Raw genomic sequence first — 21,518 nt, 5'->3', positions numbered from 1 at the left:
ACAGACGCTCATGAGCGTCTGCGGCAGAGCATGAGCACGGGCGGCCGCTCCCGGGGGAGGAGCGGCCGCCCGTTCACCGGCCTGTGCCGGGGCTGGCTCGTCGTGTCTGCGAGATTCAGCGCTCTTCTTCAGGAGTGGTGTCCGGAACGGACGTCAGCCGCTCCGTCTCGTCCTGTATCTCGGTGGCGATCTTCTTGAGTTCCGGCTCGAACTTGCGACCGTGGTGGGCGCAGAAGAGCAGTTCTCCGCCGCTCAGCAGGACGACGCGCAGGTATGCCTGGGCGCCGCAGCGGTCGCAGCGATCGGCGGCCGTCAGCGGGCTCGCGGGGGTCAGAACAGTAGTCACGTCGCCTCTTCTCTAGCTCGACGAGCTGTCGTACCAGGGTCAACATCCAACCAGCCCCAAAACGTTCCCGCTCGTGGCTTTTCCTCGAAAAAAGTTTTCCGGGGAGGCTGTCTGCTGCCGGTTGGCGGCGAATGTGCCGTAGTGCGTCTCTGGGTGCGTACGGGTTCGCGCTGTCTTGCGGTCTCGATCCTCCCGGCCGGGTTGCCGGTTGTTCATGAGGACGTGCCCGGAGCCTAAATGGTTCATGCCTCCAAGGGAACGTGATGTGTACTTCACCCCATCGAGGGATCGAACACGCTTACGAGTCTGGTCTAGTGTGAGTTCCCCATGAGGGTGGCGTTACACCGGCTCTACCAGGCCTCGGTACCCTCTGTGCGGCGACCGAAGCCGCCCCCTTACCCAAAAGGGGGCCACCTGAAATTCAGCGAGGAGCGAACCGCGTGACCGCCGATACGTCCGTGCCGTCCACAGCGCTGCTGACAGGAGCAGACCGGGACGGTTCCAACTACACCGCGCGGCACCTGCTCGTCCTCGAGGGCCTTGAGGCCGTGCGCAAGCGCCCGGGCATGTACATCGGCTCGACCGACAGCCGCGGTCTGATGCACTGCCTCTGGGAGATCATCGACAACTCCGTGGACGAGGCCCTCGGTGGCTACTGCGACCACATCGAGGTGATCCTCCACGACGACGGCTCCGTGGAGGTGCGTGACAACGGCCGCGGCATTCCCGTGGACGTGGAGCCGAAGACCGGCCTGTCCGGTGTCGAGGTCGTGATGACCAAGCTCCACGCGGGCGGCAAGTTCGGCGGCGGCTCCTACGCCGCCTCCGGTGGCCTGCACGGCGTCGGCGCCTCCGTGGTCAACGCGCTCTCCGCCCGTCTCGACGTCGAGGTCGACCGGAGCGGCCACACCCATGCCATCAGCTTCCGGCGTGGCGTACCCGGTGCCTTCGCCTCCGCCGGCGCCGACGCGAAGTTCGAGGCCAAGAGCGGCCTGCGCAGGACCAAGAAGATCCCCAGGACCCGCAACGGCACACGCGTGCGTTACTGGGCCGACCGGCAGATCTTCCTCAGGGACGCCAAGCTCTCCCTGGAGAATCTCCACCAGCGCGCCCGGCAGACCGCGTTCCTGGTCCCCGGCCTGACCATCGTCGTCCGGGACGAGTTCGGCCTGGGCGAGGGCGGGAGCAAGGGCGAGGAGTCCTTCCGCTTCGACGGCGGCATCAGCGAGTTCTGCGAATATCTGGCGAAAGACAAGCCGGTCTGCGACATCCTCCGTTTCTCGGGCCAGGGAAGCTTCAAGGAGACGGTCCCGGTCCTGGACGAGCACGGCCAGATGACCCCCACCGAGGTCACCCGCGAGCTGGGCGTGGACGTGGCACTGCGCTGGGGCACGGGCTACGACACCACCCTGCGCTCCTTCGTCAACATCATCGCCACCCCCAAGGGCGGCACCCATGTGGCCGGTTTCGAACAGGCCATCGCCAAGACGATGAACGAGACGCTGCGCGCCAAGAAGCTGCTGCGCGTGGCCGAGGACGACATCGTCAAGGACGACGCGCTGGAAGGCCTGACCGCGGTCGTCACCGTGCGTCTGGCCGAGCCCCAGTTCGAGGGCCAGACCAAGGAGGTGCTCGGCACCTCGGCGGCCCGCCGCATCGTGTTCAACGTGATCTCCAAGGAACTGAAGGCGTTCCTGACCTCCACCAAGCGGGACGCCGCAGCGCAGGCCCGGGTGGTCATGGAGAAGGTGGTCGCCGCCGCCCGCACCCGTGTCGCGGCACGCCAGCACAAGGACGCCCAGCGCCGGAAGACCGCGCTGGAGTCCTCGTCCCTGCCGGCCAAGCTCGCCGACTGCCGCAGCGACGACGTCGACCGCAGCGAGCTCTTCATCGTGGAGGGTGACTCCGCGCTCGGCACGGCCAAGCTGGCACGGAACTCCGAGTTCCAGGCGCTGCTGCCGATCCGCGGCAAGATCCTCAACGTGCAGCGCTCGTCCGTGACCGACATGCTCAAGAACGCCGAGTGCGGCGCGATCATCCAGGTCATAGGAGCGGGCTCGGGCCGGACGTTCGACATCGACCAGGCCCGCTACGGCAAGATCATCATGATGACCGACGCCGACGTGGACGGTTCCCACATCCGCTGCCTGCTGCTCACGCTGTTCCAGCGCTACATGCGGCCCATGGTCCAGGCGGGACGGGTCTTCGCCGCGGTGCCGCCGCTGCACCGCATCGAGCTGATCCAGCCGAAGAAGGGGCAGGACAAGTACGTCTACACGTACTCCGACCGCGAGCTGCGGGACACGCTCATGGAGTTCCAGAGGAAGGGCGTCCGGTACAAGGACACCATCCAGCGCTACAAGGGTCTGGGCGAGATGGACGCCGACCAGCTGGCCGAGACCACGATGGACCCGCGCCATCGCACTCTGCGCCGCATCAACCTGGCCGATCTGGACGCCGCCGAACAGGTCTTCGACCTGCTGATGGGCAATGACGTGGCGCCCCGCAAGGAGTTCATCTCCAGCTCGGCGGCGACGCTCGACCGGTCGCGCATCGACGCGTGACGGCCGCCCCAGGCCTCGGGTCCACCGGCTTCCCGAGGCCGGGGCGGCTGCGTGTGTAGGCGGCGGACGGGCTGTCGAATGAGTCCTCTCGCCGCGCCGGGAAGGGCGGTACGGGGCCGGTGACGGAGGAACGCTTGTTCCACCGCCGCCATCACCAGCCCCGTCGGCCTCGCTACCCACACCGGCGGCCGGACGCCGCTTCTTGCCCGGTCGGCCGGCCCGTCCGGTCGCGACGCGACGCACCCCTCCCGCCGCCCCGCCACCCCCACCACCTCCGGTCACTCGGGTCGCCCCGAGCGGTCACCCCAGCCGACCCGGACGGCTTCTCCACCCGAGGGTGGAGGCAGGACGCTCGGAGGTTCCACCCGTGATCCACCCCAGCTCCGATCCCGTGACCTGCTCCTTTCCGTAACTTCGAAGGCGTCGGCAGCGCTCGCTGCGGGCACCACCTTCACGGTCAGGGAGGCACCGATGTCCGGGCTCGTCAATGCGCTGGTGATCGTGGCCGTCGTCGGCACAGTGATCGCACGGCAGTTCCGTGCCCACACACTCGACACGGACCGACGCTGGTGGCTGCTGCCCTTGGTTCTGGCCGTCGTCGCCCTGCGCGAGCCCGGAATCCTGGACGCCCATCACCGCGTGGAGTCCGCCGCCCTGCTCGTGGTGGAACTGCTCATCGGCCTGGCCACCGGCGCCGGCTGGGGCTGGACCACGCGCATCCGGACGGCTCCGGACGGGGTCGTCTGGTCCAGAAGCACGAAAGCGAGCGTCGCCGTGTGGGGCGTCGGCATAGCGCTGCGCGCCGGGCTCTTCGCCCTGGGCTCCGCGCTCGGCCTGCACCAGGACAGCTCCGCGCTGCTGCTCGGCCTCGCCGGCACCCTGCTGGTCCGTGGCGGGGTCCTGACCTGGCGGGCCCGGTCGTCCGGCGCCGCCGGCCGTCCGGCCCCGGCGTACGGCGACGACAAGCGTTCGGCCTGGAAGGAGCGGGTGTGACGGACAACGCCTGGACACGCTGGCCGTCGCGTGAAGCGCTCGGCCGGGCGGGCACCACCGTGCCCCGCCGCCTGCTCGCCTGGGCGGTCAGACTGCTCGTGCTCGCCATGCTCCTGTGGGGGGCTTTCAGCCAGAAACACGTCGGCGTCTGGGAAGCACTCGCGGCAGCGGGGGCGATCGTCCTCGCCGCTCTCGTCTCCTGGGCCTTCTTCACGACCACCTACGAACACCGGCTGGTGCGGTCCCTCGCGCTCATGGCCGTACTCCTGTGCGTCGCGGTCGCTGCCGAGGCCACCGGGTTCACAGGGCTCGCCCTCGTGATCTGGTGCGGCTGCGGGGTCACCGCGCTGGAGCGACTGCCGCTCGGGGCTGCCGTCCCGGTGGCCTCGGTGGCGCTGGCCTCGTACTCCGCGTTCACCAACGACGTCTGGCTGACCACGGCCGCCACCGTGGCGGGCATGGCCCTCGCCGGATACGTCCTGCGGCTGGACGCCGAAGCGAGAGGCAATGCGCAGCGGCTGCTCGCCCAGGAGCGGGCGGTACGCGCGGCCGAGGCAGAGTCCGCCGCGCTGGCCGAGCGGGCCCGCATCGCACGAGAGATCCACGACGTGCTGGCCCACAGCCTCTCGGCGCAGCTGGTGCACCTGGAGGCGGCCCGGCTGCTGCTCGAGAACGATGCGGACCGCGAGCGCATTTTGGAGCGGGTGGTGGCCGCCCGGGGAATGGCCCGCGACGGCCTTACCGAGACCCGGCAGGCGCTGTCCGCCCTGCGGGGCGAGCTGACCCCGCTTGAGGACTTTCTCAGCGAACTCGTCAGCGCGGCCGACGGCGCAGAGGTCACTGTCACGGGTGAGCGCAGACCGCTGCCGGCCGAGGCGTCCCAGGCGGTGCGGCGGGTCGCGCAGGAGGCGCTGACGAACGTCCGCAAGCACGCCCACGGCGCCCGGGTCCGGGTGCGGCTCGACTACAGGGAACACGAAGTGGCGCTCCACGTGCGGAACTCGGGCGGGCGGCCGGGCGAACTCGGTGCGGCCGGAGGTGGGTACGGTCTGCTGGGCATGCGTGAGCGTGCCGAGCTGCTGGGCGGTTCGCTGGACGCAGGACCGGACGAAGAGGGGTTCATGGTGACGCTGAAGGTGCCCGTATGACGGATACGGAGGGGGAAAAGAAGCCGGCACGCGTGGTGGTCGTCGACGACCAGACCGTCGTCCGGGAGGGCATCGTGATGCTGCTCGGGCTGCTGCCCGGTGTGGAGGTCGTCGGCGCCGCGGGGGACGGTGAGGAGGCGGTACGGCTGGTCGGGGAGGTCTCCCCGGACGTCGTCCTGATGGATCTCAGGATGCCCCGCTGCGACGGCGTGGAGGCTACCCGGCGGATTCGGGCCCAGTACCCCGGCACCCAGGTGGTGGTGCTCACCACGTACGCGGACGACGAGTCGTTGTTCCCCGCCCTCCAGGCCGGTGCCCGCGGGTACTTGACCAAGGACGCCGGTGGAGACGAGATCGTGCGTGCCGTGCAGAGCGTGCTGTCGGGGGACGCGGGACTGTCGCCGAGTGTCCAGCGTCGGCTGCTGGAGCGGCTCTCGCAGCCGGAGCCCGCACCGGCGCCGCCGCCCGCCGGGGCACCCGACGGGCTGACCACGCGTGAGTGCGAGGTCCTGGTGCTGATCGCCGAAGGACTGAGCAATCAGGAGATCGCGCGCCGCCTGCATGTGTCGACCGCGACCGTGAAGACCCATATCAACAACCTCTTCGCCAAGACGGGCCTCAAGGACCGGGCGCAGGCGGTGCGGTACGCCTACGGTAAGGGGCTGGTGCGGCCACCCATCGGATGAGTCACCTGATGGGGTGAAGAGCCCGGGGAAGAAGAGTCGCGGATGCTCCCGGTCTGTCCATGCTTGGGCATGCAGTCAAGCAAAGGTCGCTCCCGCGGAGTCGGGGGCGGTCCCGACAGTCCGGCCGGGAACCAGCAGGACCACGGCGCGCCCACCCGCGACGTGACGTATGTAGACCCCTGGTACGACGTGCCGGACTCGGGCTGGGGTGAACTGGCCGGCGCCGGCAGGTCGGCGCCGGCCGTACCGCCCGCTCGCCGGGAGCCGGACGCGGCGGCGGTCCGTGCCCGGGACGTGTACGTCGAGGTCCAGCGCAGCGAGGCGTTCCAGGAGGTGCGCGGCAGGTACCGCCGGTTCGTGGTGCCCGGAGCCACCGCCTTCCTCGCCTGGTACGTGGCGTACGTGATCGCCGCGACGACCGCGCCCCGGCTCATGGCCCGGCCCGTGGTGGGGGCGGTGAACGTGGGCATGCTCGCGGGACTCGGACAGTTCCTCACCACGTTCCTGCTGACCTGGGCCTACGCCCGGCACGCGCGGCTGCGCCGGGACCGGGCCGCGCTGGAGCTGCGCTGGGACACCCAGGAGCTGACCCGCGGAGTGCAAAGGAATGCCTTGTGACCGGTGACCATCAGACTCTGGCACTGCTGCTGTTCAGCGCCTTCGTGGCGGTCACCCTCGGGATCACGACCTGGGTGAGCCGCAAGCGGCACGGTTCGGCGGAGGAGTTCTACGTCGGCGGGCGGTTGTTCTCCCCGATGGAGAACGGATTCGCCATCGCGGGCGACTACATGTCGGCAGCCTCCTTCCTCGGGATCAGCGGGCTCATCGCGCTGTACGGGTACGACGGGCTGCTGTACGGGGTGGGATTCCTCGTGGCGTGGTTGGTCGTGCTGCTCCTGGTGGCCGAACTGGTGCGCAACTGCGGTCGGTTCACCCTGGCCGACGTGGTGGCCGCGCGGATGAGCGAGCGGCCGGTGCGGATCGCCATGGGAACGTCCTCGGTCACGGTGTCCGTTCTCTACCTGGTGGCACAAATGGTGGGCGCCGGCAGCCTGGTGGCACTGCTGCTCGGGCGGACCAGCGGTGCCGCCCAGGCCTGGACGGTCATCGGCGTCGGCGCGCTCATGGTGATCTATGTGTCGTTGGGAGGGATGCGGGCCACCACCTGGATCCAGATCGTGAAGGCGGTCCTGCTGCTCGGCGGAACGGTCACGCTGACCGTGCTCGTTCTCGTACGGTTCCACGGAGACGTCGACCAGTTGCTGCTCACGGCCGCTCAGCGCAGCGGGCACGGGAAGGCGTTCCTGGCGCCGGGCCTGAAGTACGGCGGGGACTGGACCGCACGTCTCGACTTCATCAGCCTGGGAATCGCGCTGGTGCTGGGCACGGCGGGCCTGCCGCACATCCTGTCCCGCTTCTACACCGTGCCGACGGCGCGTGCGGCCCGCCGCTCCGTCGTGTGGTCCATCGGCCTGATCGGCAGCTTCTACCTGATGACGATCGTCCTCGGGTTCGGAGCGGCGGCGGTGGTGGGACCGCAGGCCGTGCGCGGTTCGAACGCGGCGGGGAACACGGCGGTGCCCCTGCTCGCCCTCGACCTGGGCGGTGGAGCGGGCTCCACCGGGGGGACGGTCCTGCTCGCGATCGTCGCCGCCGTCGCCTTCGCCACCATCCTCGCGGTGGTCGCCGGCATCACGCTCGCCTCCTCGGCCTCGGTCGCCCATGACCTCTACGCCTCATTGCGCCGGCCGCACCGCGGGGCGCCGCGCAGCGAGGTGACGGTGGCCCGGTGGGCGGCGGTCGGTGTCGGTGTCGTGGCGATCGGACTCGGTCTGCTGGCCCGCGATCTCAACGTCGCCTTCCTGGTGGGCCTCGCCTTCGCGGTGGCCGCGTCGGCGAACCTGCCGGCCCTGCTCTACTCGCTGTTCTGGCGGGCCTTCACCACACGCGGCGCTGTGTGGGCGGTGTACGGCGGGCTGTTCCCGGCGATCGGGCTCGTGCTGCTCTCCCCGGTGGTGTCCGGCAGTCCGGGTTCCCTGTTCCCGGACATCGACTTCCAGTACTTCCCGCTGGAGAACCCGGGCATCGTCTCCATTCCGCTCGGCTTCCTCGCCGGCTGGCTGGGCACGGTCACCTCGGACGAGGTCGCGGACGAGGCCAAGTACGCGGAGACGGAGGTGCGCTCGCTGACCGGCGCCGGGGCCGTCTGACCGGGCCGCGCCCGGCGCTACGGCGCAACCCAGGCGTACCGGTGTTCCGGCCGGCCCGCATCGCCGTACTTGAGGGTCAGGCGGGTCCGTCCGGTGCGTTCCAGAAGCTTCAGGTACCGCTGGGCGGTCTGCCGGCTCACCCCCGTCCGCTCGGCGATCTCCTGGGCGGACAGCGGCCCCTCGGCGTTGATCAGCGCCTGGCGCACCAGCTCGGCCGTGGTGGGGGAGTGGCCCTTGGGCAACCGTGGCTCCGACGGGGTGGACAGAGCACCGAAGATGCGGTCCACCTGCGCCTGCTCGGCTTCGCCGCCGCCGTCCAGGGTCCGCCGCAGTTCGGCGTATGCCTCCAGCTTCGCCCGCAGCCCCGCGAAGGCGAACGGTTTCACCAGGTACTGGAGCGCCCCGTGCCGCATCGCCGCCTGCACGGTCGACACGTCCCGTGCCGCGGTCACCATGATCACGTCCGTCTGGTGGCCGCGCCGGCGCATCTCCTGGACGACCGCGAGCCCCGTGCCGTCGGGCAGATAGTGATCCAGCAGGACGAGGTCCAGCCGCGGCAGGGCCTCCACCTGGTGCAGCGCCTCCACCGCGCTGTGGGCCTCGCCGGCCACATGGAAGCCGGGCACCTTCTGCACGTAGGCGGCGTTGACGCGGGCGACACGGATGTCGTCATCCACGACCAGGACCTCGATCATCGCGCCTCCTCCTCGGCCTCGGCGGTGACGGCGACGCCGGCGGTCCCGGGTCGCTCCTCGCGTATCGCCGGATCACGTTCCGGCTCGGTCAGCGCCTCGGGCAGCACCACGGTGAACTCCGCGCCGCCACCGGCCGCCGTGCCCACGGTCGCGCTGCCGCCCTGCCGTTCGGCGAGGCGACGCACCAGAGAGAGCCCGATGCCCCGCTTCCCGTGCGCGGGCGGCTTCTTGGTGGACCACCCTTCCGTGAAGACCAGCTCCCGCTGTTCCGCCGGGATGCCGGGGCCCGTGTCACACACCCGGAGGACGACCGTACGGCCCTGCGTGCGCAACTCCGCCTCCACGCGGGCGTGCGGGGTGCCCGCCACCGCGTCCACGGCGTTGTCCACAAGGTTGCCCACGATCGTCACCAGCCCCCGCGGATCGATCAGCCGATCCGGGAGCCGGGTGCGCTCCGACACCCACAGGGCGACCCCGCGCTCGGCCGCCACGGTCGCCTTGCCGACCAGCAGCGCGGCCAGCAGCGGGTCCCGGATCTTCTCGGTGATCTGCTCGGCGGTGGCCCGGTGGTCGCCGACCACTTCACCGACGAACTCCACGGCGTCGTCGTACATCTCCAGTTCCAGCAGCCCGAGCAGCGTGTGCATGCGGTTGGCGTGCTCGTGGTCCTGGGCGCGCAGGGCGTCGATCAGTCCGCGGGTGGAGTCCAGTTCGCGCCCCAGTTGCTCCAGTTCGGTGCGGTCGCGCAGGGTGGCGACGGCGCCCCCGTCGTCGATGGGCATCCGGTTGGCGACCAGGACCCGCTGGCCGCGCACGGTGAGTAGGTCGGTTCCGGTCACCCGGCCGGTGAGCACGTCCGTCGTGCGGCCCGCGCCGAGTGCCTCGTCGGGGGCCCGCCCGACCGCTTCGTCGCCGATGCCCAGCAGCCGCCGCGCCTCGTCGTTGAGCAGGCGGATCCGGCCGGCTCGGTCGAGTGCGACGACGCCCTCCCGGATGCCGTGCAGCATCGCCTCGCGTTCGGCGAGCAGCGCGGAGATGTCGGAGAACGCCAGGTCCCGGGTCTGCCGCTGGACCCGGCGCGAGATCAGCCAGGCGGCCAGTGCGCCCACCGCGAGCGCGCCGCCGGCGTACGCGAACAGCCCCGGGATCGCACCGATCAGCCGTGCCCGGACGCTGTCGTAAGCGATACCGACCGAGACCGCGCCGACGACGCGGTGACCGGCGTCGTACAGCGGAACCTTCCCACGGGCCGAGCGCCCGAGGGTGCCCTTGTCGATCTCCATGACCTCCCTGCCGGCCAAGGCGTCGGTGGGGTCGGTGGAGACGCGCCGGCCGATCTCCGAGGCCGTCGGGTGCGACCAGCGCACCCAGTCCCGGTCCAGCACCACGATGTACTCGGCGTGCGTGGCCCGCCGTATCCGCTCGGCCTCCCTCTGCACGGGCCCGGTCCTGTCCGGCGGGGCGGTGAGGACGCCCTCGGCGATCTGCGGATCCTGGGCGGTGGTCTCGGCGATGGCCAGGGCGCGGCGCATCGCCTCCTGGTCCAGTTGCTTGCTCAGCGGCGCCAGGAACAGCCCGGTCGCGAGCACCGCGACTCCCGCGGCGATCGCCACCTGCATCAGCAGCACCTGCGAGAACATCCGCCGGGGCAGACCGAGGCGCAGACGACGGGCGGGGGGAGTGGGGCTCATACCCCGACGGTACGGGGGACGGCCATGAGCGCCCCAGCGGGTGCGGTGTGGATCTGTTGATCAATTCTTGACGCGCTGATCAATGCTTGACAGAGCCAGCCGGCCGTTGCTGCCCATCGCGCACACCCGCTTAGCTGGCCAGTGCCGTCCGGCTCAGCGCGCGCACGTCCGTCACGTCCATCCGCGCGGGCGCACCGAGCACCGCTGCGCCGCAGCTCTCCGGCCGGGGCGGCAGCGACGCGCCCTGAGCCACGCTGACGCGCCACCGGCGGCCGTCGGCGTGGACGACGGTGACCCCCCAGCGCGGGGCCGCGCCGTCGGTCCGTACGACGCTGAGCACTCCTGCCCGGTACTCGGCCGCGGCCGACCGGACGGCCAGTTCGGCCGCCTGCCCGGGCCGGCTCCAGGCGGAGCACCCGCGGCATCCCTCGACGACCACCCGCCCCTCGCGCACAGCGTGGAGGGCCTCCTTGACGGTGTGGGCCGCGGCGCGGCCGTAGGCGTAGCCGTACGGCAGGACGAGCACCGTCGGCGCGAAACGATGTCCACCCAGATGAGTGACCTCCCACACCTCGCGCACTCCCGAGTCGGCCAGCTCGGCGGCGAGGGGGCGGCCGAGGAGGGCGCAGCAGCGGTCGCGCTTGGCGTTGGTGCACACGAGCGCGAGCGGGTCGCCGCGGTGCGGCCGTCCGCCGAGGACGGTGCCGAGGGAGCGGGGGTCACCCGCTCCCAGGGCGGCGAAGTCCAGTCCGAGGAGCCGCTGAGGATCGCGGGTGGTGGCGCCGTGCAACCACACGCGTCCGGGAACGGTGTGGGCCGCGTACACCTGGCGGACCCGGGAGGTGCCGTGGTCCGCATGGGGCCCGGGCCGCCGGATCAGGGCGACGCGTACGCCTGTTCCGTCGGCGGCGGCCTCCAGGGCCCGGCCCAGCGCGGGGTCCAGGTGACTCGAAGTGAGCGCCTTGGCACCCCACGGGCCGGGCTGTTCCAGCAGCAGCCACGTCGTCGCCGTGGCCGCCGTGCCGGAAAGCGGCTCGTCGAGGTTCCGGGAGACGGTCGCACACCTACTCACAGAGGTGAGCCTAACCTGAGTCCCTCCGAGGTGACTTCCGGCCGGGCCGTGTCCTGGTCCGGGAGCGGCTGCGGCGGTCGCGCGCCGACGTAGTGGCCGCTGGGGCGCATGCGCAACGGGCGCTCGCCGTACTCCTCCAGGGCGTGCGCGATCCAGCCCGCCGTCCGCGCGACGGCGAAGATGGTCTCGCCGGCCGTGGCAGGCATGCCGCTGGAGGCGGTGAACACGGCGAGGGCCAGGTCGACGTTGGCGTGCAGCGGGGTGTGCCGGGCCGTCGTGGCGACGATGTCGCGGGCGGCGAGCAGCGCGGACTCCGCGCGCGGCACCTTCTCCAGGAGGTCGAACAGCACGCGCGCGCGGGGGTCTTCGCCGGGATAGAGCCGGTGGCCGAGCCCGGGCACGCGGCGGCCTGCGCGGAGTTCGTCGGCGATCACCGGGACCGCCGTGCCCTGGTCGAGCACGTCGAGCAGCATCCGGTGTGCCAGACCGCTGGCGGCGCCGTGCAGGGGCCCTTCCAGAACACCGAGACCGGCGGAGACGGCCGCGTAGGCGTGCGCCCGGGCGGAGGCCGCGACCCGGACCGCGAGCGTGGACGCTGCCAGGTCGTGGTCGGCGAGCAGGCCCAGCGCGGTGTCCAGGACGTGCAGGGAGGCGTCGTCGGCGGGACGGCCGGTGAGCCGTCCCCAGAGACGGTGGGCGAGCGGGCCGTCGTCCTTGTGGTCGTGCCGGGCCGTCGGCAGCGCGGCGACGAGGGTGGGGATGAGGGTCCGCGCCGTGTTCAGCACGGTCTCCTCCGACAGGTCGAAGCGCAGCGGGTCCTCGGCCGCCGCGGCGATCGCCGCCACCCGCAGCCGGTCGGTGGGGGAGGCGTGCTCGGACAGGGCGTCGACCGCGCGGCGGGCGATCTCGACGGTGGTCGGCGGTGCGCAGAACGTCACCCCCGGGATCAGCCGGCCCGTCCACAACCACTCCGCGACCTCCTCGTAGGAGTGGCGGACGGCCAGTTCGACGGCGTCCACGCCCCGGAAGAAGTACCGGTCCTGCTCGATCAACGTGATGCGGGTGCGCACGGAGAGGTCTCCGCCGGAGCCCGGGCTCCCGGCCGCGTCGCGTCGGTTGCGGCGGGCGAGGGCCTCCACCTCCTTGGCCTCGAAGGTGCTGGCCCGGCCGCCGGGTTCGCGTCTGCTGCTGAGCAGGCCCCGGCTCACGTACGCGTAGACCGTCTCGGGCTTCACGCCTAGCAGCTCGGCAGCCTCCTTGGTGGTCAGCCGGCGCCCGGGCCGGTGCGGCGGAGCGGGTTCGTGATCGCGCATGGAAGCCACCGTAGCGGTCTCTGCACATATTGACGCCTCTATGTTGATTGACTCAATGTTGACAGATTTTGAATCAACTGTGGATAGTCGCATCAAGTCAGCGAGCCCGGAGGATCCAGCAAGTCCAGGGAGGAAAACCATGACCGTCGACAGGCCCGCCACCCCCCTCATCGACGCCCCGCGCGGCCTCGCGGGCGTCGTCGTCACCGAGACCGAGATCGGTGACGTCCGAGGCCGCGAGGGCTTCTACCACTACCGGCAGTACTCTGCCGTCGACCTCGCTCGCACCCGCGGCTTCGAGGACGTGTGGCACCTCCTCGTGCACGGCACGCTCCCCGACGCGGAGAGCGGTGCCGCCTTCGCCGCGCAGACCGCGGCGCTGCGGCGCCTGCCCGAGGAGGTCGGCGCGGTCCTGCCCGCGATCGCCGGGGCCGGCCGCGTGTCCGGTCCGCTGGCCGGTCTGCGCACCGCCCTGTCGCTGCTGGGCGCCACGCGGGGCTTCCGGCCGGTGTACGACATCGACGCGGACCGGCGGCGCGCCGACACCCTGGCGGCCTGTGCGGCCGTACCCACCCTGCTGGCCGCTCTGTACCGGCTCGGCCAGGGACTGGACCCCGTAGAGCCGCGCACGGATCTCTCCCACGCGGCCAACTACCTGTACATGCTCACCGGTTCCGAACCCGATGCGCGCCGGGCCCGTGCCATCGAGCAGTACCTGATCTCAACCATTGATCATGGATTCAACGCGTCAACGTTCACGGCCCGTGTCATCGCGTCCACAGGTGCCGATGTCGCGGCCTGCCTCACCGGTGCCGTCGGCGCGCTGTCCGGGCCGCTGCACGGAGGCGCGCCCAGCCGGGCTCTGGACACGCTGGACGCGATCGGGGCGCCCGGCCGGATCGACTCCTGGATACGGCAGCGGGTGCTCGCGGGCGACCGGATCATGGGCTTCGGGCACGCCGTCTACCGTACGGAGGACCCCCGTTCGCGGATGCTGCGCGAGATCGCCCTCGGCTTCGGCGGTCCCCGGGTGGACTTCGCGGTGGAGGTCGAGCGCCGGGTGGAGGCGATCCTCGCCGAGCTGAAGCCCGGCCGTGAACTGCACACGAACGTCGAGTTCTACGCCGGCGTGGTCATGGAACTGTGCGGTCTGCCCCGGGAGATGTTCACGCCCACCTTCGCCGCGGGACGAGTGGTGGGCTGGAGCGCCAACGTCCTGGAACAGGCAGCCGACTCGAAGATCATCCGCCCGGTGGCGCGGTACGTGGGACCCGAGCCGGTGGCCGCGGTGCCGGCAGCCGGGTAGTCGCCGGGCGGGCGGGCCGGCACCCCCCGGTGGGCGGATCGACCACCGGCCGGTGAGCGGATCGACCACCGGCCGGGTGAGCGGCCTGGCCTGCCGGGTCAGCGGACCACCATCCGCCGGGTGAGCTATCTGACCGGCCGCGCGCCCCGGGCGGGCCGACGTGCCTTTTCCCCGCGCTGCCGCCCGCTCGTATCCTGGACGCTCGGTCCATGCTCGTCCGCGCGCCGGGCCCCGAGCCGGTGCGCGCCGGTGCGTCAGAGAGGTCGCCCGTTGGGGAACAGTTCAGGGAACAGCCGCGGTGCGCGGCAGATCCCGGTCGTCGTGCTCGCCGGTTTCCTGGGCTCCGGGAAGACCACGCTCCTCAACCACTTGCTGCACCGCAGCGGAGGCAGCCGGATCGGGGCGATCGTCAACGACTTCGGGGCCATCCAGATCGATGCGATGGCCGTCGCGGGCGCACTCGGCGACTCGACCGTCTCGCTCGGCAACGGCTGCCTGTGCTGTGCCGTCAACGCCGGTGAACTCGACCTCTACCTGGACCGGCTCGCCGCGCCCGCCGCGGGCATCGACGTGATCGTCATCGAGGCCAGCGGGCTCGCCGAGCCGCAGGAACTCGTGCGGATGGTCCTGGCCAGCGAGCACCCGGGCATCGTCTACGGCGGCCTCGTCGAGGTCGTCGACGCCGCCGAGTTCGACGACACGCGCGCGAAGCACCCCGAGATCGACCGGCATCTCGCCCTGGCCGACCTGGTCGTCGTCAACAAGCTCGACCGCGCGGACGACGGCGTCCGGGTCCTGGACCTCGTCCACTCGCTCACCGACCGCGCCGCCGTCGTCCCCGCCACCTACGGCCGCATCGACCCGGAGTTCCTCTTCGACTGCAAGCCCGTCGGGGAACGCGTCGGGCAGCTGTCCTTCGACGATCTGCACGAGCCCGGCGCGGACGACGAGCACGCCGGCGCCGGCCATCTGCACACCGGATACGACAGCCTGTCCTTCACCTCCGGCGTGCCCCTGGAACCCCGCCGGCTCATGGAGTTCCTGGACAGCCGCCCCGAAGGGCTGTACCGGATCAAGGGGTACGTGGACTTCGGGCCGTACGACCCGCTCAACCGCTACGCCGTGCACGCCGTCGGCCGGTTCCTGCGCTTCTACCCCGAGCCCTGGACGGCCGGTGACGACCGTCTCACCCAGCTCGTGCTGATCGGCTCCGGGATCGACACCGACGCCCTCGACAAGGCACTCCAGGCATGCGGGAACGACGCCCCGCACGCCGACGAGCACGGCATCTGGGGCGTCCTGCGGTATGTGCCGGGCTCCGAGGAGGAACCGGCCGCGGAAGCGAACGAGGCCGCCTGGGACACCGGCGCAGCCACCGAGGCGTAAGCCCCGACCCCGTCACCGAGGCCGGTGGGGCGCTGCCCCGTCAACCGAGGCCCCGGGGATCCCGCCCCGCCACCGAGCCCTGAGCGCCGGCCCCGTGACCGAGGCCGGTGGGGCCCCCGCCCCGTCAACCGAGGCCCCCGGCACCCGCCCCGTCACCGAAGCCGGGACCACCGCCCCGCCCCCGGCCTAGACCACCGGCCCCGCCACCACCGCCACCGTCTTCGGCAGCGACGTGCCCGAGCCGTCCCGGCGCGGGTCGGGTTCCGGCAGCTCCGCCGGGGTGCCGTTCTTCTGCGCCGCGCGCGCGGGAGCCGGGCCCGCCCAGCCCAGCGACAGGCAGTCCTCGCCCTTCAGGAACCGCTGGCAGCGCACGCCGCCCGTGGCCCGGCCCTTGCGCGGGTACTGGTCGAACGGGGTCAGCTTGGCCGTCGTCTGCACCGAGTCGTCCAGTGTGCCGCGCGAGCCGGCCACCGTGATCACCACCGCGTCGACGGCCGGGTCGACCGCCGTGAAAGAGATCACCTTCGCGCCCTCGGTGAGCTTGATGCCGGTCATGCCGCCCGCCGGACGGCCCTGCGGGCGCACGATGGAGGCCTGGAAGCGCAGCAGCTGCGCGTCGTCCGTGATGAACACCAGGTCCTCGTCGCCGGTGCGCAGCTCCACCGCGCCGACGATCCGGTCGCCGTCCTTGAGGGTGATGACCTCCAACTCCTCCTTGTTGGACGGGTAGTCGGGCACCACGCGTTTGACGACACCCTGCTCCGTGCCGATCGCCAGCCCCGGGGACGACTCGTCCAGCGTGGTCAGGCAGACCACCGTCTCGTCGCCCTCCAGGGAGACGAACTCCGCCAGCGGGGCGCCTCCGGAGAGGTTGGGCGCGGAGGCAGTCTCCGGCAGCTGCGGCAGGTCGACGACGTTGATCCGCAGCAGCCGGCCCGCCGACGTCACCGCGCCGATCACCCCGCGCGCGGTCGTAGAGATCGCCGAGACGATCACGTCGTGCTTGACGCGCCTGGCGTCCGCCCCCTCGGGGGACGTGTCGACGCTCGCCGTACGGGCCAGCAGTCCCGTCGAGGACAGCAGCACCCGGCACGGGTCGTCGGCCACCTGCAACGGCACGGTGGCCGTCGGGGAACCCGCGGACTCCAGCAGGACCGTGCGCCGGTCGGTGCCGAACTTCTTCGACACGGCGGCCAGTTCGGCCGAGACCAGTTTGCGCAGCTCCGCGTCCGACTCCAGGATGCGGGTCAGCTCCGCGATCTCCGTGGTGAGCCTGTCCTGTTCCGACTCCAGCTCGATCCGGTCGTACCTGGTGAGCCGGCGCAGCGGCGTGTCGAGGATGTACTGCGTCTGCACCTCGCTCAGCGAGAACCGCTCCATCAGGCGGCCCTTGGCCTGCGCAGAGTTGTCGCTGGAGCGGATGATCCGGATGACCTCGTCGATGTCGACCAGCGCGGTCAGCAGACCCTCGACCAGGTGCAACCGGTCCCGCCTCTTGGCGCGGCGGAACTCGCTGCGGCGCCGGACCACCTCGAAGCGGTGGTCCAGGTAGACCTCCAGCAGCTCCTTCAGGCCCAGGGTGAGCGGCTGGCCGTCGACCAGGGCGACGTTGTTGATGCCGAAGGACTCCTCCATGGGCGTCAGCTTGTACAGCTGCTCCAGGATCGCCTCGGGCACGAAGCCGTTCTTGATCTCGATGACCAGGCGCAGGCCGTGTTCGCGGTCGGTGAGGTCCTTGACGTCGGCGATGCCCTGGACCTTCTTCGCGTTGACCAGGTCCTTGATCTTCGCGATGACCTTCTCGGGGCCGACGGTGAACGGGAGTTCGGTGACGACCAGGCCCTTGCGGCGGGCGGTGACGGTCTCGACGGTGACCGTCGCGCGCATCTTGAACGTGCCGCGGCCGGTCGCGTAGGCGTCACGGACGCCGCCGAGTCCGACGATCCGGCCGCCGGTGGGCAGGTCCGGACCCGGCACGTGCCTCATCAGCGCGTCGAGGTCGGCGTTGGGGTAGCGGATCAGATGGCGGGCGGCGGCGATGACCTCGCGCAGGTTGTGCGGGGGCATGTTCGTCGCCATGCCGACCGCGATGCCCGAGGAGCCGTTGACCAGCAGGTTCGGGAAGGCGGCCGGCAGCGCCACCGGCTCCTGCTCCTGGCCGTCGTAGTTCGGCGCGAAGTCGACCGTGTCCTCGTCGATCGACTCGGTCATCAGGCTCGACGCCTCGGCCATCCGGCACTCGGTGTACCGCATGGCCGCCGGCGGGTCGTCGTTGCCCAGCGAGCCGAAGTTGCCGTGGCCGTCGACGAGCGGCACGCGCATGGAGAACGGCTGTGCCATGCGCACCAGGGCGTCGTAGATCGAGGCGTCGCCGTGCGGGTGCAGCTTGCCCATGACCTCGCCGACCACGCGCGCGCACTTCACGTAGCCGCGCTCGGGGCGCAGGCCCATCTCGTTCATCTGGTAGACGATGCGGCGGTGCACCGGCTTGAGGCCGTCACGGGCGTCCGGCAGGGCACGCGAGTAGATGACCGAGTAGGCGTACTCGAGGTAGGAGCCACGCATCTCGTCCACGACGTCGATGTCGAGGATCCGCTCCTCGTACGAATCGTCGGGCGGCGGGGTCTTCGTGCTGCGGCGGGCCATCGCTGCCGGCTCCTTGCTGAAGCGACTGACTGATCTGACGCGGACCATTGTGGACCGCCGCACTGACAGCCCGGGCCACGACCCGGTCTCCGTCGGCCCGGCCGGTGCCGGGGAGCCCTCCGGAGACGGGTCGCACGCAGGCTACGCGATCCGCTGTGGGCGTACGTCCCGCGGGAACTTCGCCGGGGCCCCGCACGCTTTGCATACAGTGGCAGGAACGGCAGGAAAACCGCGGTTTCTACGACCGCCTCCGCTCGCGAAGGGACGTACATGCCCATGGGTCACACGACCACAGCCGAGGCAGGCTCCGGGGGCCTGACAGCGACCGAGCACCGCCTGGCCAACGGTCTGCGCGTGGTGCTCTCCGAGGACCACCTGACCCCCGTGGCGGCGGTCTGCCTCTGGTACGACGTCGGTTCCCGCCACGAAGTCAAGGGGCGAACCGGCCTGGCTCACCTCTTCGAGCACCTGATGTTCCAGGGGTCCGGGCAGGTCAAGGGCAACGGCCACTTCGAGCTGGTGCAGGGCGCGGGCGGCTCGCTCAACGGCACCACGAGCTTCGAGCGCACCAACTACTTCGAGACCATGCCCGCCCACCAGCTGGAGCTCGCCCTCTGGCTGGAGGCCGACCGCATGGGCTCCCTGCTGGCCGCCCTGGACGACGAGTCCATGGAGAACCAGCGGGACGTCGTCAAGAACGAGCGCCGCCAGCGGTACGACAACGTGCCCTACGGCACCGCCTTCGAGAAGCTGACCGCCCTGTCCTACCCGGAGGGCCACCCCTACCACCACACGCCGATCGGCTCGATGGCGGACCTGGACGCGGCCACCCTGGAGGACGCGCGCCGGTTCTTCCGCACCTACTACGCGCCGAACAACGCGGTGCTGTCCGTGGTCGGCGACATCGACCCCGAGCAGACCCTCGCCTGGGTCGAGAAGTACTTCGGTTCCATCGCCGCCCACGACGGCAAGCCCGAGCCCCGCGACGGTTCCCTGCCGGACGTCATCGGTGAGCAGCTGCGCGAGGTCCTCGTGGAGGAGGTCCCGGCGCGTGCCCTGATGGCCGCCTACCGGCTGCCGCACGACGGCACGCGCGCGTGCGACGCCGCCGACCTCGCGCTGACCGTCCTCGGCGGCGGCGAGTCCTCCCGGCTGTACAACCGGCTGGTGCGCCGCGACCGTACGGCCGTCGCGGCCGGCTTCGGCCTGCTGCGCCTGGCCGGCGCGCCCTCGATGGGCTGGCTGGACGTGAAGACGTCCGGTGACGTCGAGGTGCCGGTCATCGAGGCCGCCATCGACGAGGAGCTGGCCCGGTTCGCCGCGGAGGGCCCCACGCCCGAGGAGATGGAGCGCGCCCAGGCCCAGCTGGAGCGCGAGTGGCTGGACCGGCTCGGCACGGTCGCGGGCCGCGCCGACGAACTGTGCCGCTTCGCCGTCCTGTTCGGCGACCCGCAGCTCGCCCTCACCGCGGTGCGGCGCGTCCTGGAGGTGACCCCCGAGGAGGTGCGGGAGGTCGCCGCGGCTCGTCTGCGCCCCGACAACCGCGCGGTCCTCGTCTACGAGCCGAAGTCCCCGGAGGCCGTCGAGGACACCGAGGTCCCCGGGGACCCGGAGCAGGAAGCGACCGTAGAGGCGGGCCGCGACGAGACCGAGAACGAGGAGACGGCCAAGTGACCGAGCTCGCCACCATGGAGTTCCACCCCCAGCCCCAGCCCGGTGAGGCCAGGCCCTGGGCGTTCCCGGCCCCCGAGCGCGGCACCCTCGGCAACGGCCTGACCGTGCTGCGCTGTCACCGCCCCGGCCAGCAGGTCGTCGCCGTGGAGGTGCTGCTGGACGCGCCGCTGGACGCCGAGCCCGCCGGTCTGGACGGCGTCGCCACGATCATGGCGCGGGCCTTCTCGGAGGGCACCGACCGGCACTCGGCCGAGGAGTTCGCCGCCGAGCTGGAGCGCGCGGGCGCCACGCTCGACGCGCACGCCGACCACCCCGGCGTCCGGCTCGGCCTGGAGGTCCCGGCCTCCCGGCTGGCCAGGGGCCTCGGCCTGCTCGCCGACGCCCTGCGCGCGCCCGCCTTCGCCGAGAGCGAGGTCGAGCGGCTGGTCCGCAACCGCCTGGACGAGATCCCGCACGAGCTGGCCAGCCCGGCTCGCCGGGCCGCCAAGGAACTCTCCAGGGAGCTGTTCCCGGCGGACTCGCGCATGTCCCGCCCGCGCCAGGGCACCGAGGAGACGGTCGCGAAGATCGACGCGGCGGCCGTACGCGCCTTCTACGACCGCCATGTGCGGCCCGCCACGGCCACCGTGGTCGTCGTCGGCGACCTGACCGGCGCCGACCTGGACGCGCTGCTCGCCGACACCCTGGGCGCCTGGACCGGCACCCCTGGCGAGCCCCGGCCCGTGCCGCCGGTGACCGCCGACGACACCGGGCGCGTGATCGTCGTGGACCGGCCCGGTGCCGTCCAGACGCAACTGCTCATCGGCCGCGTGGGGGCCGACCGGCACGACCGGGTCTGGCCCGCCCAGGTGCTCGGCACGTACTGCCTCGGCGGCACCCTCACCTCCCGCCTGGACCGCGTCCTGCGCGAGGAGAAGGGCTACACCTACGGCGTGCGCGCCTTCGGTCAGGTCCTGCGCTCGGCGCCGGACGGCACGGGCGCGGCGATGCTCGCCATCAGCGGCTCGGTGGACACGCCGAACACCGGCCCCGCGCTGGACGACCTGTGGAAGGTGCTGCGCACGCTCGCGGCGGAGGGCCTGACCGACGCGGAGCGGGACGTCGCCGTGCAGAACCTCGTCGGCGTGGCGCCGCTGAAGTACGAGACCGCGGCGGCCGTCGCGAGCACGCTGGCCGACCAGGTCGAGCAGCACCTGCCCGACGACTTCCAGGCGACGCTGTATCAGCGGCTGGCCGCCACGGGCACGGTGGAGGCCACCGCTGCCGTCGTGAACGCCTTCCCGGTGGACCGCCTGGTGACGGTCCTCGTCGGTGACGCGTCCCGGATCAAGGAGCCGGTCGAGGCACTCGGCATCGGCGAAGTCACCGTCGTCGCCGCGGAGTAGACGCACCGGCGGACGCGAAGGCGTACGCGCGCGCGTGGGGCCCTGCCGACCTACGGGTCGTCAGGGCCCCTGCCGTTCCACTCGTTCACTCAGATGCCCGTTTTGGGGCGGAGGTTGCCTGTCTGCCCTGTGGGATGCGCTACAAAAACCCGGATCTGTTTGAGGAGGGGGAGCGGGCCGCCGTACCGTCATCCGGGCTGTTCGTCAGGCAGTGCGCCGCACCCGCGGCAGCGGACAGTCATCGCCGAGTCCCCGTACGGCGCGAGCCAGGGGAGCCGGGGACCCATCGTCCCTGGGGTGAATCGGGCGCCCGCGCGTGAGCGAGGGGGCCCGTAGGAGACCTTCCTGCTCCGAACCCGTCAGCTAACCCGGTAGGCGAGAGGGAAGGAAAGGACCAGCCACT

Annotated in this window: 16 protein-coding genes and 1 riboswitch; of the genes, 10 read left to right on the top strand and 6 right to left on the bottom strand. The window is 71.6% G+C overall.

Annotation, left to right across the window (positions count from 1 at the left end):
- Positions 1-115: 115 nt before the first annotated feature.
- Positions 116-346 (bottom strand): hypothetical protein, encoded by a 231-nt coding sequence (locus ABZ117_RS04705; RefSeq protein ID WP_356817349.1) that lies wholly within the window; start codon positions 344-346, stop codon positions 116-118.
- A gap of 440 nt (positions 347-786) precedes the next feature.
- On the opposite strand from ABZ117_RS04705, the gene ABZ117_RS04700 reads away from it, so the two are divergent.
- The 6 genes from ABZ117_RS04700 (at position 787) to ABZ117_RS04675 (ending at position 7,947) form a co-directional block, all read left to right on the top strand.
- A complete protein-coding gene (locus ABZ117_RS04700) occupies positions 787-2,910 on the top strand; it encodes a DNA topoisomerase IV subunit B (RefSeq protein ID WP_356817347.1) in 2,124 nt (707 codons plus the stop codon).
- Positions 2,911-3,381: 471 nt separating this feature from the next.
- A complete protein-coding gene (locus tag ABZ117_RS04695) occupies positions 3,382-3,903 on the top strand; it encodes a DUF1453 domain-containing protein (protein ID WP_356817345.1) in 522 nt (173 codons plus the stop codon).
- Entirely contained in the window at positions 3,900-5,051 is a 1,152-nt protein-coding gene (locus tag ABZ117_RS04690; protein WP_356817343.1) for a histidine kinase, read from the top strand. Before ABZ117_RS04695 ends, ABZ117_RS04690 begins: the two co-directional genes overlap by 4 nt.
- Positions 5,048-5,737 (top strand): response regulator transcription factor, encoded by a 690-nt coding sequence (locus ABZ117_RS04685; protein WP_356817342.1) that lies wholly within the window; start codon positions 5,048-5,050, stop codon positions 5,735-5,737. Before ABZ117_RS04690 ends, ABZ117_RS04685 begins: the two co-directional genes overlap by 4 nt.
- Before the next feature lie 69 nt (positions 5,738-5,806).
- A complete protein-coding gene (locus ABZ117_RS04680) occupies positions 5,807-6,355 on the top strand; it encodes a DUF485 domain-containing protein (protein WP_356817340.1) in 549 nt (182 codons plus the stop codon).
- Positions 6,352-7,947, top strand: coding sequence for a cation acetate symporter (locus ABZ117_RS04675; RefSeq protein ID WP_356817338.1), 1,596 nt, complete (start codon positions 6,352-6,354; stop codon positions 7,945-7,947). Before ABZ117_RS04680 ends, ABZ117_RS04675 begins: the two co-directional genes overlap by 4 nt.
- Positions 7,948-7,964: 17 nt before the next feature.
- Here the strand turns inward: ABZ117_RS04675 and ABZ117_RS04670 are convergent, their stop codons facing one another.
- The 4 genes from ABZ117_RS04670 to ABZ117_RS04655 all read right to left on the bottom strand — a co-directional run bounded on the left by ABZ117_RS04670 (position 7,965) and on the right by ABZ117_RS04655 (position 12,718).
- Positions 7,965-8,642 carry a response regulator gene (locus ABZ117_RS04670; RefSeq protein ID WP_356817336.1) on the bottom strand — a complete coding sequence of 226 codons (678 nt, stop codon included), beginning with the start codon at positions 8,640-8,642 and terminating at the stop codon, positions 7,965-7,967.
- The gene (locus tag ABZ117_RS04665; RefSeq protein WP_356817334.1) at positions 8,639-10,333 is read right to left on the bottom strand and encodes a sensor histidine kinase; all 1,695 of its coding nucleotides are present in this window, start codon (positions 10,331-10,333) and stop codon (positions 8,639-8,641) included. The genes ABZ117_RS04670 and ABZ117_RS04665 overlap by 4 nt, the downstream gene beginning before the upstream one ends.
- 130 nt (positions 10,334-10,463) lie before the next feature.
- The gene (locus ABZ117_RS04660) at positions 10,464-11,405 is read right to left on the bottom strand and encodes a sucrase ferredoxin (RefSeq protein ID WP_356817332.1); all 942 of its coding nucleotides are present in this window, start codon (positions 11,403-11,405) and stop codon (positions 10,464-10,466) included.
- Positions 11,402-12,718, bottom strand: coding sequence for a citrate synthase (locus ABZ117_RS04655; RefSeq protein ID WP_356817330.1), 1,317 nt, complete (start codon positions 12,716-12,718; stop codon positions 11,402-11,404). The genes ABZ117_RS04660 and ABZ117_RS04655 overlap by 4 nt, the downstream gene beginning before the upstream one ends.
- A gap of 139 nt (positions 12,719-12,857) precedes the next feature.
- Here ABZ117_RS04655 and ABZ117_RS04650 point away from each other — a divergent pair, with 139 nt between their 5' ends.
- Both ABZ117_RS04650 and ABZ117_RS04645 read left to right on the top strand, forming a co-directional pair.
- Positions 12,858-14,024: a citrate synthase/methylcitrate synthase gene (locus tag ABZ117_RS04650; RefSeq protein ID WP_356817328.1), complete on the top strand. Its 1,167-nt coding sequence runs from the start codon at positions 12,858-12,860 to the stop codon at positions 14,022-14,024.
- 270 nt (positions 14,025-14,294) lie between these two features.
- On the top strand, positions 14,295-15,410 hold the full coding sequence (locus ABZ117_RS04645) for a GTP-binding protein (RefSeq protein ID WP_356817327.1): 1,116 nt from the start codon (positions 14,295-14,297) through the stop codon (positions 15,408-15,410).
- Between the two features lie 186 nt (positions 15,411-15,596).
- Here ABZ117_RS04645 and ABZ117_RS04640 read toward each other — a convergent pair whose 3' ends face one another.
- Entirely contained in the window at positions 15,597-18,056 is a 2,460-nt protein-coding gene (locus ABZ117_RS04640; protein ID WP_356817325.1) for a DNA topoisomerase IV subunit A, read from the bottom strand.
- A 270-nt stretch (positions 18,057-18,326) separates the two neighbouring features.
- Between ABZ117_RS04640 and ABZ117_RS04635 the strand changes: the two genes are divergently transcribed.
- Both ABZ117_RS04635 and ABZ117_RS04630 read left to right on the top strand, forming a co-directional pair.
- The gene (locus ABZ117_RS04635; protein WP_356817323.1) at positions 18,327-19,730 is read left to right on the top strand and encodes a pitrilysin family protein; all 1,404 of its coding nucleotides are present in this window, start codon (positions 18,327-18,329) and stop codon (positions 19,728-19,730) included.
- Positions 19,727-21,115 (top strand): pitrilysin family protein, encoded by a 1,389-nt coding sequence (locus tag ABZ117_RS04630; protein WP_356817321.1) that lies wholly within the window; start codon positions 19,727-19,729, stop codon positions 21,113-21,115. Before ABZ117_RS04635 ends, ABZ117_RS04630 begins: the two co-directional genes overlap by 4 nt.
- A gap of 232 nt (positions 21,116-21,347) precedes the next feature.
- Positions 21,348-21,508, top strand: a riboswitch (cyclic di-AMP (ydaO/yuaA leader).
- The last annotated feature ends 10 nt before the right edge of the window (positions 21,509-21,518 follow it).

This window comes from Streptomyces sp. NPDC006309 (assembly GCF_040613095.1).
Taxonomy (GTDB): domain Bacteria; phylum Actinomycetota; class Actinomycetes; order Streptomycetales; family Streptomycetaceae; genus Streptomyces.
Note: the sequence above shows the minus strand (reverse complement) of the source record. Positions and strands in the feature narration are given on the sequence as shown.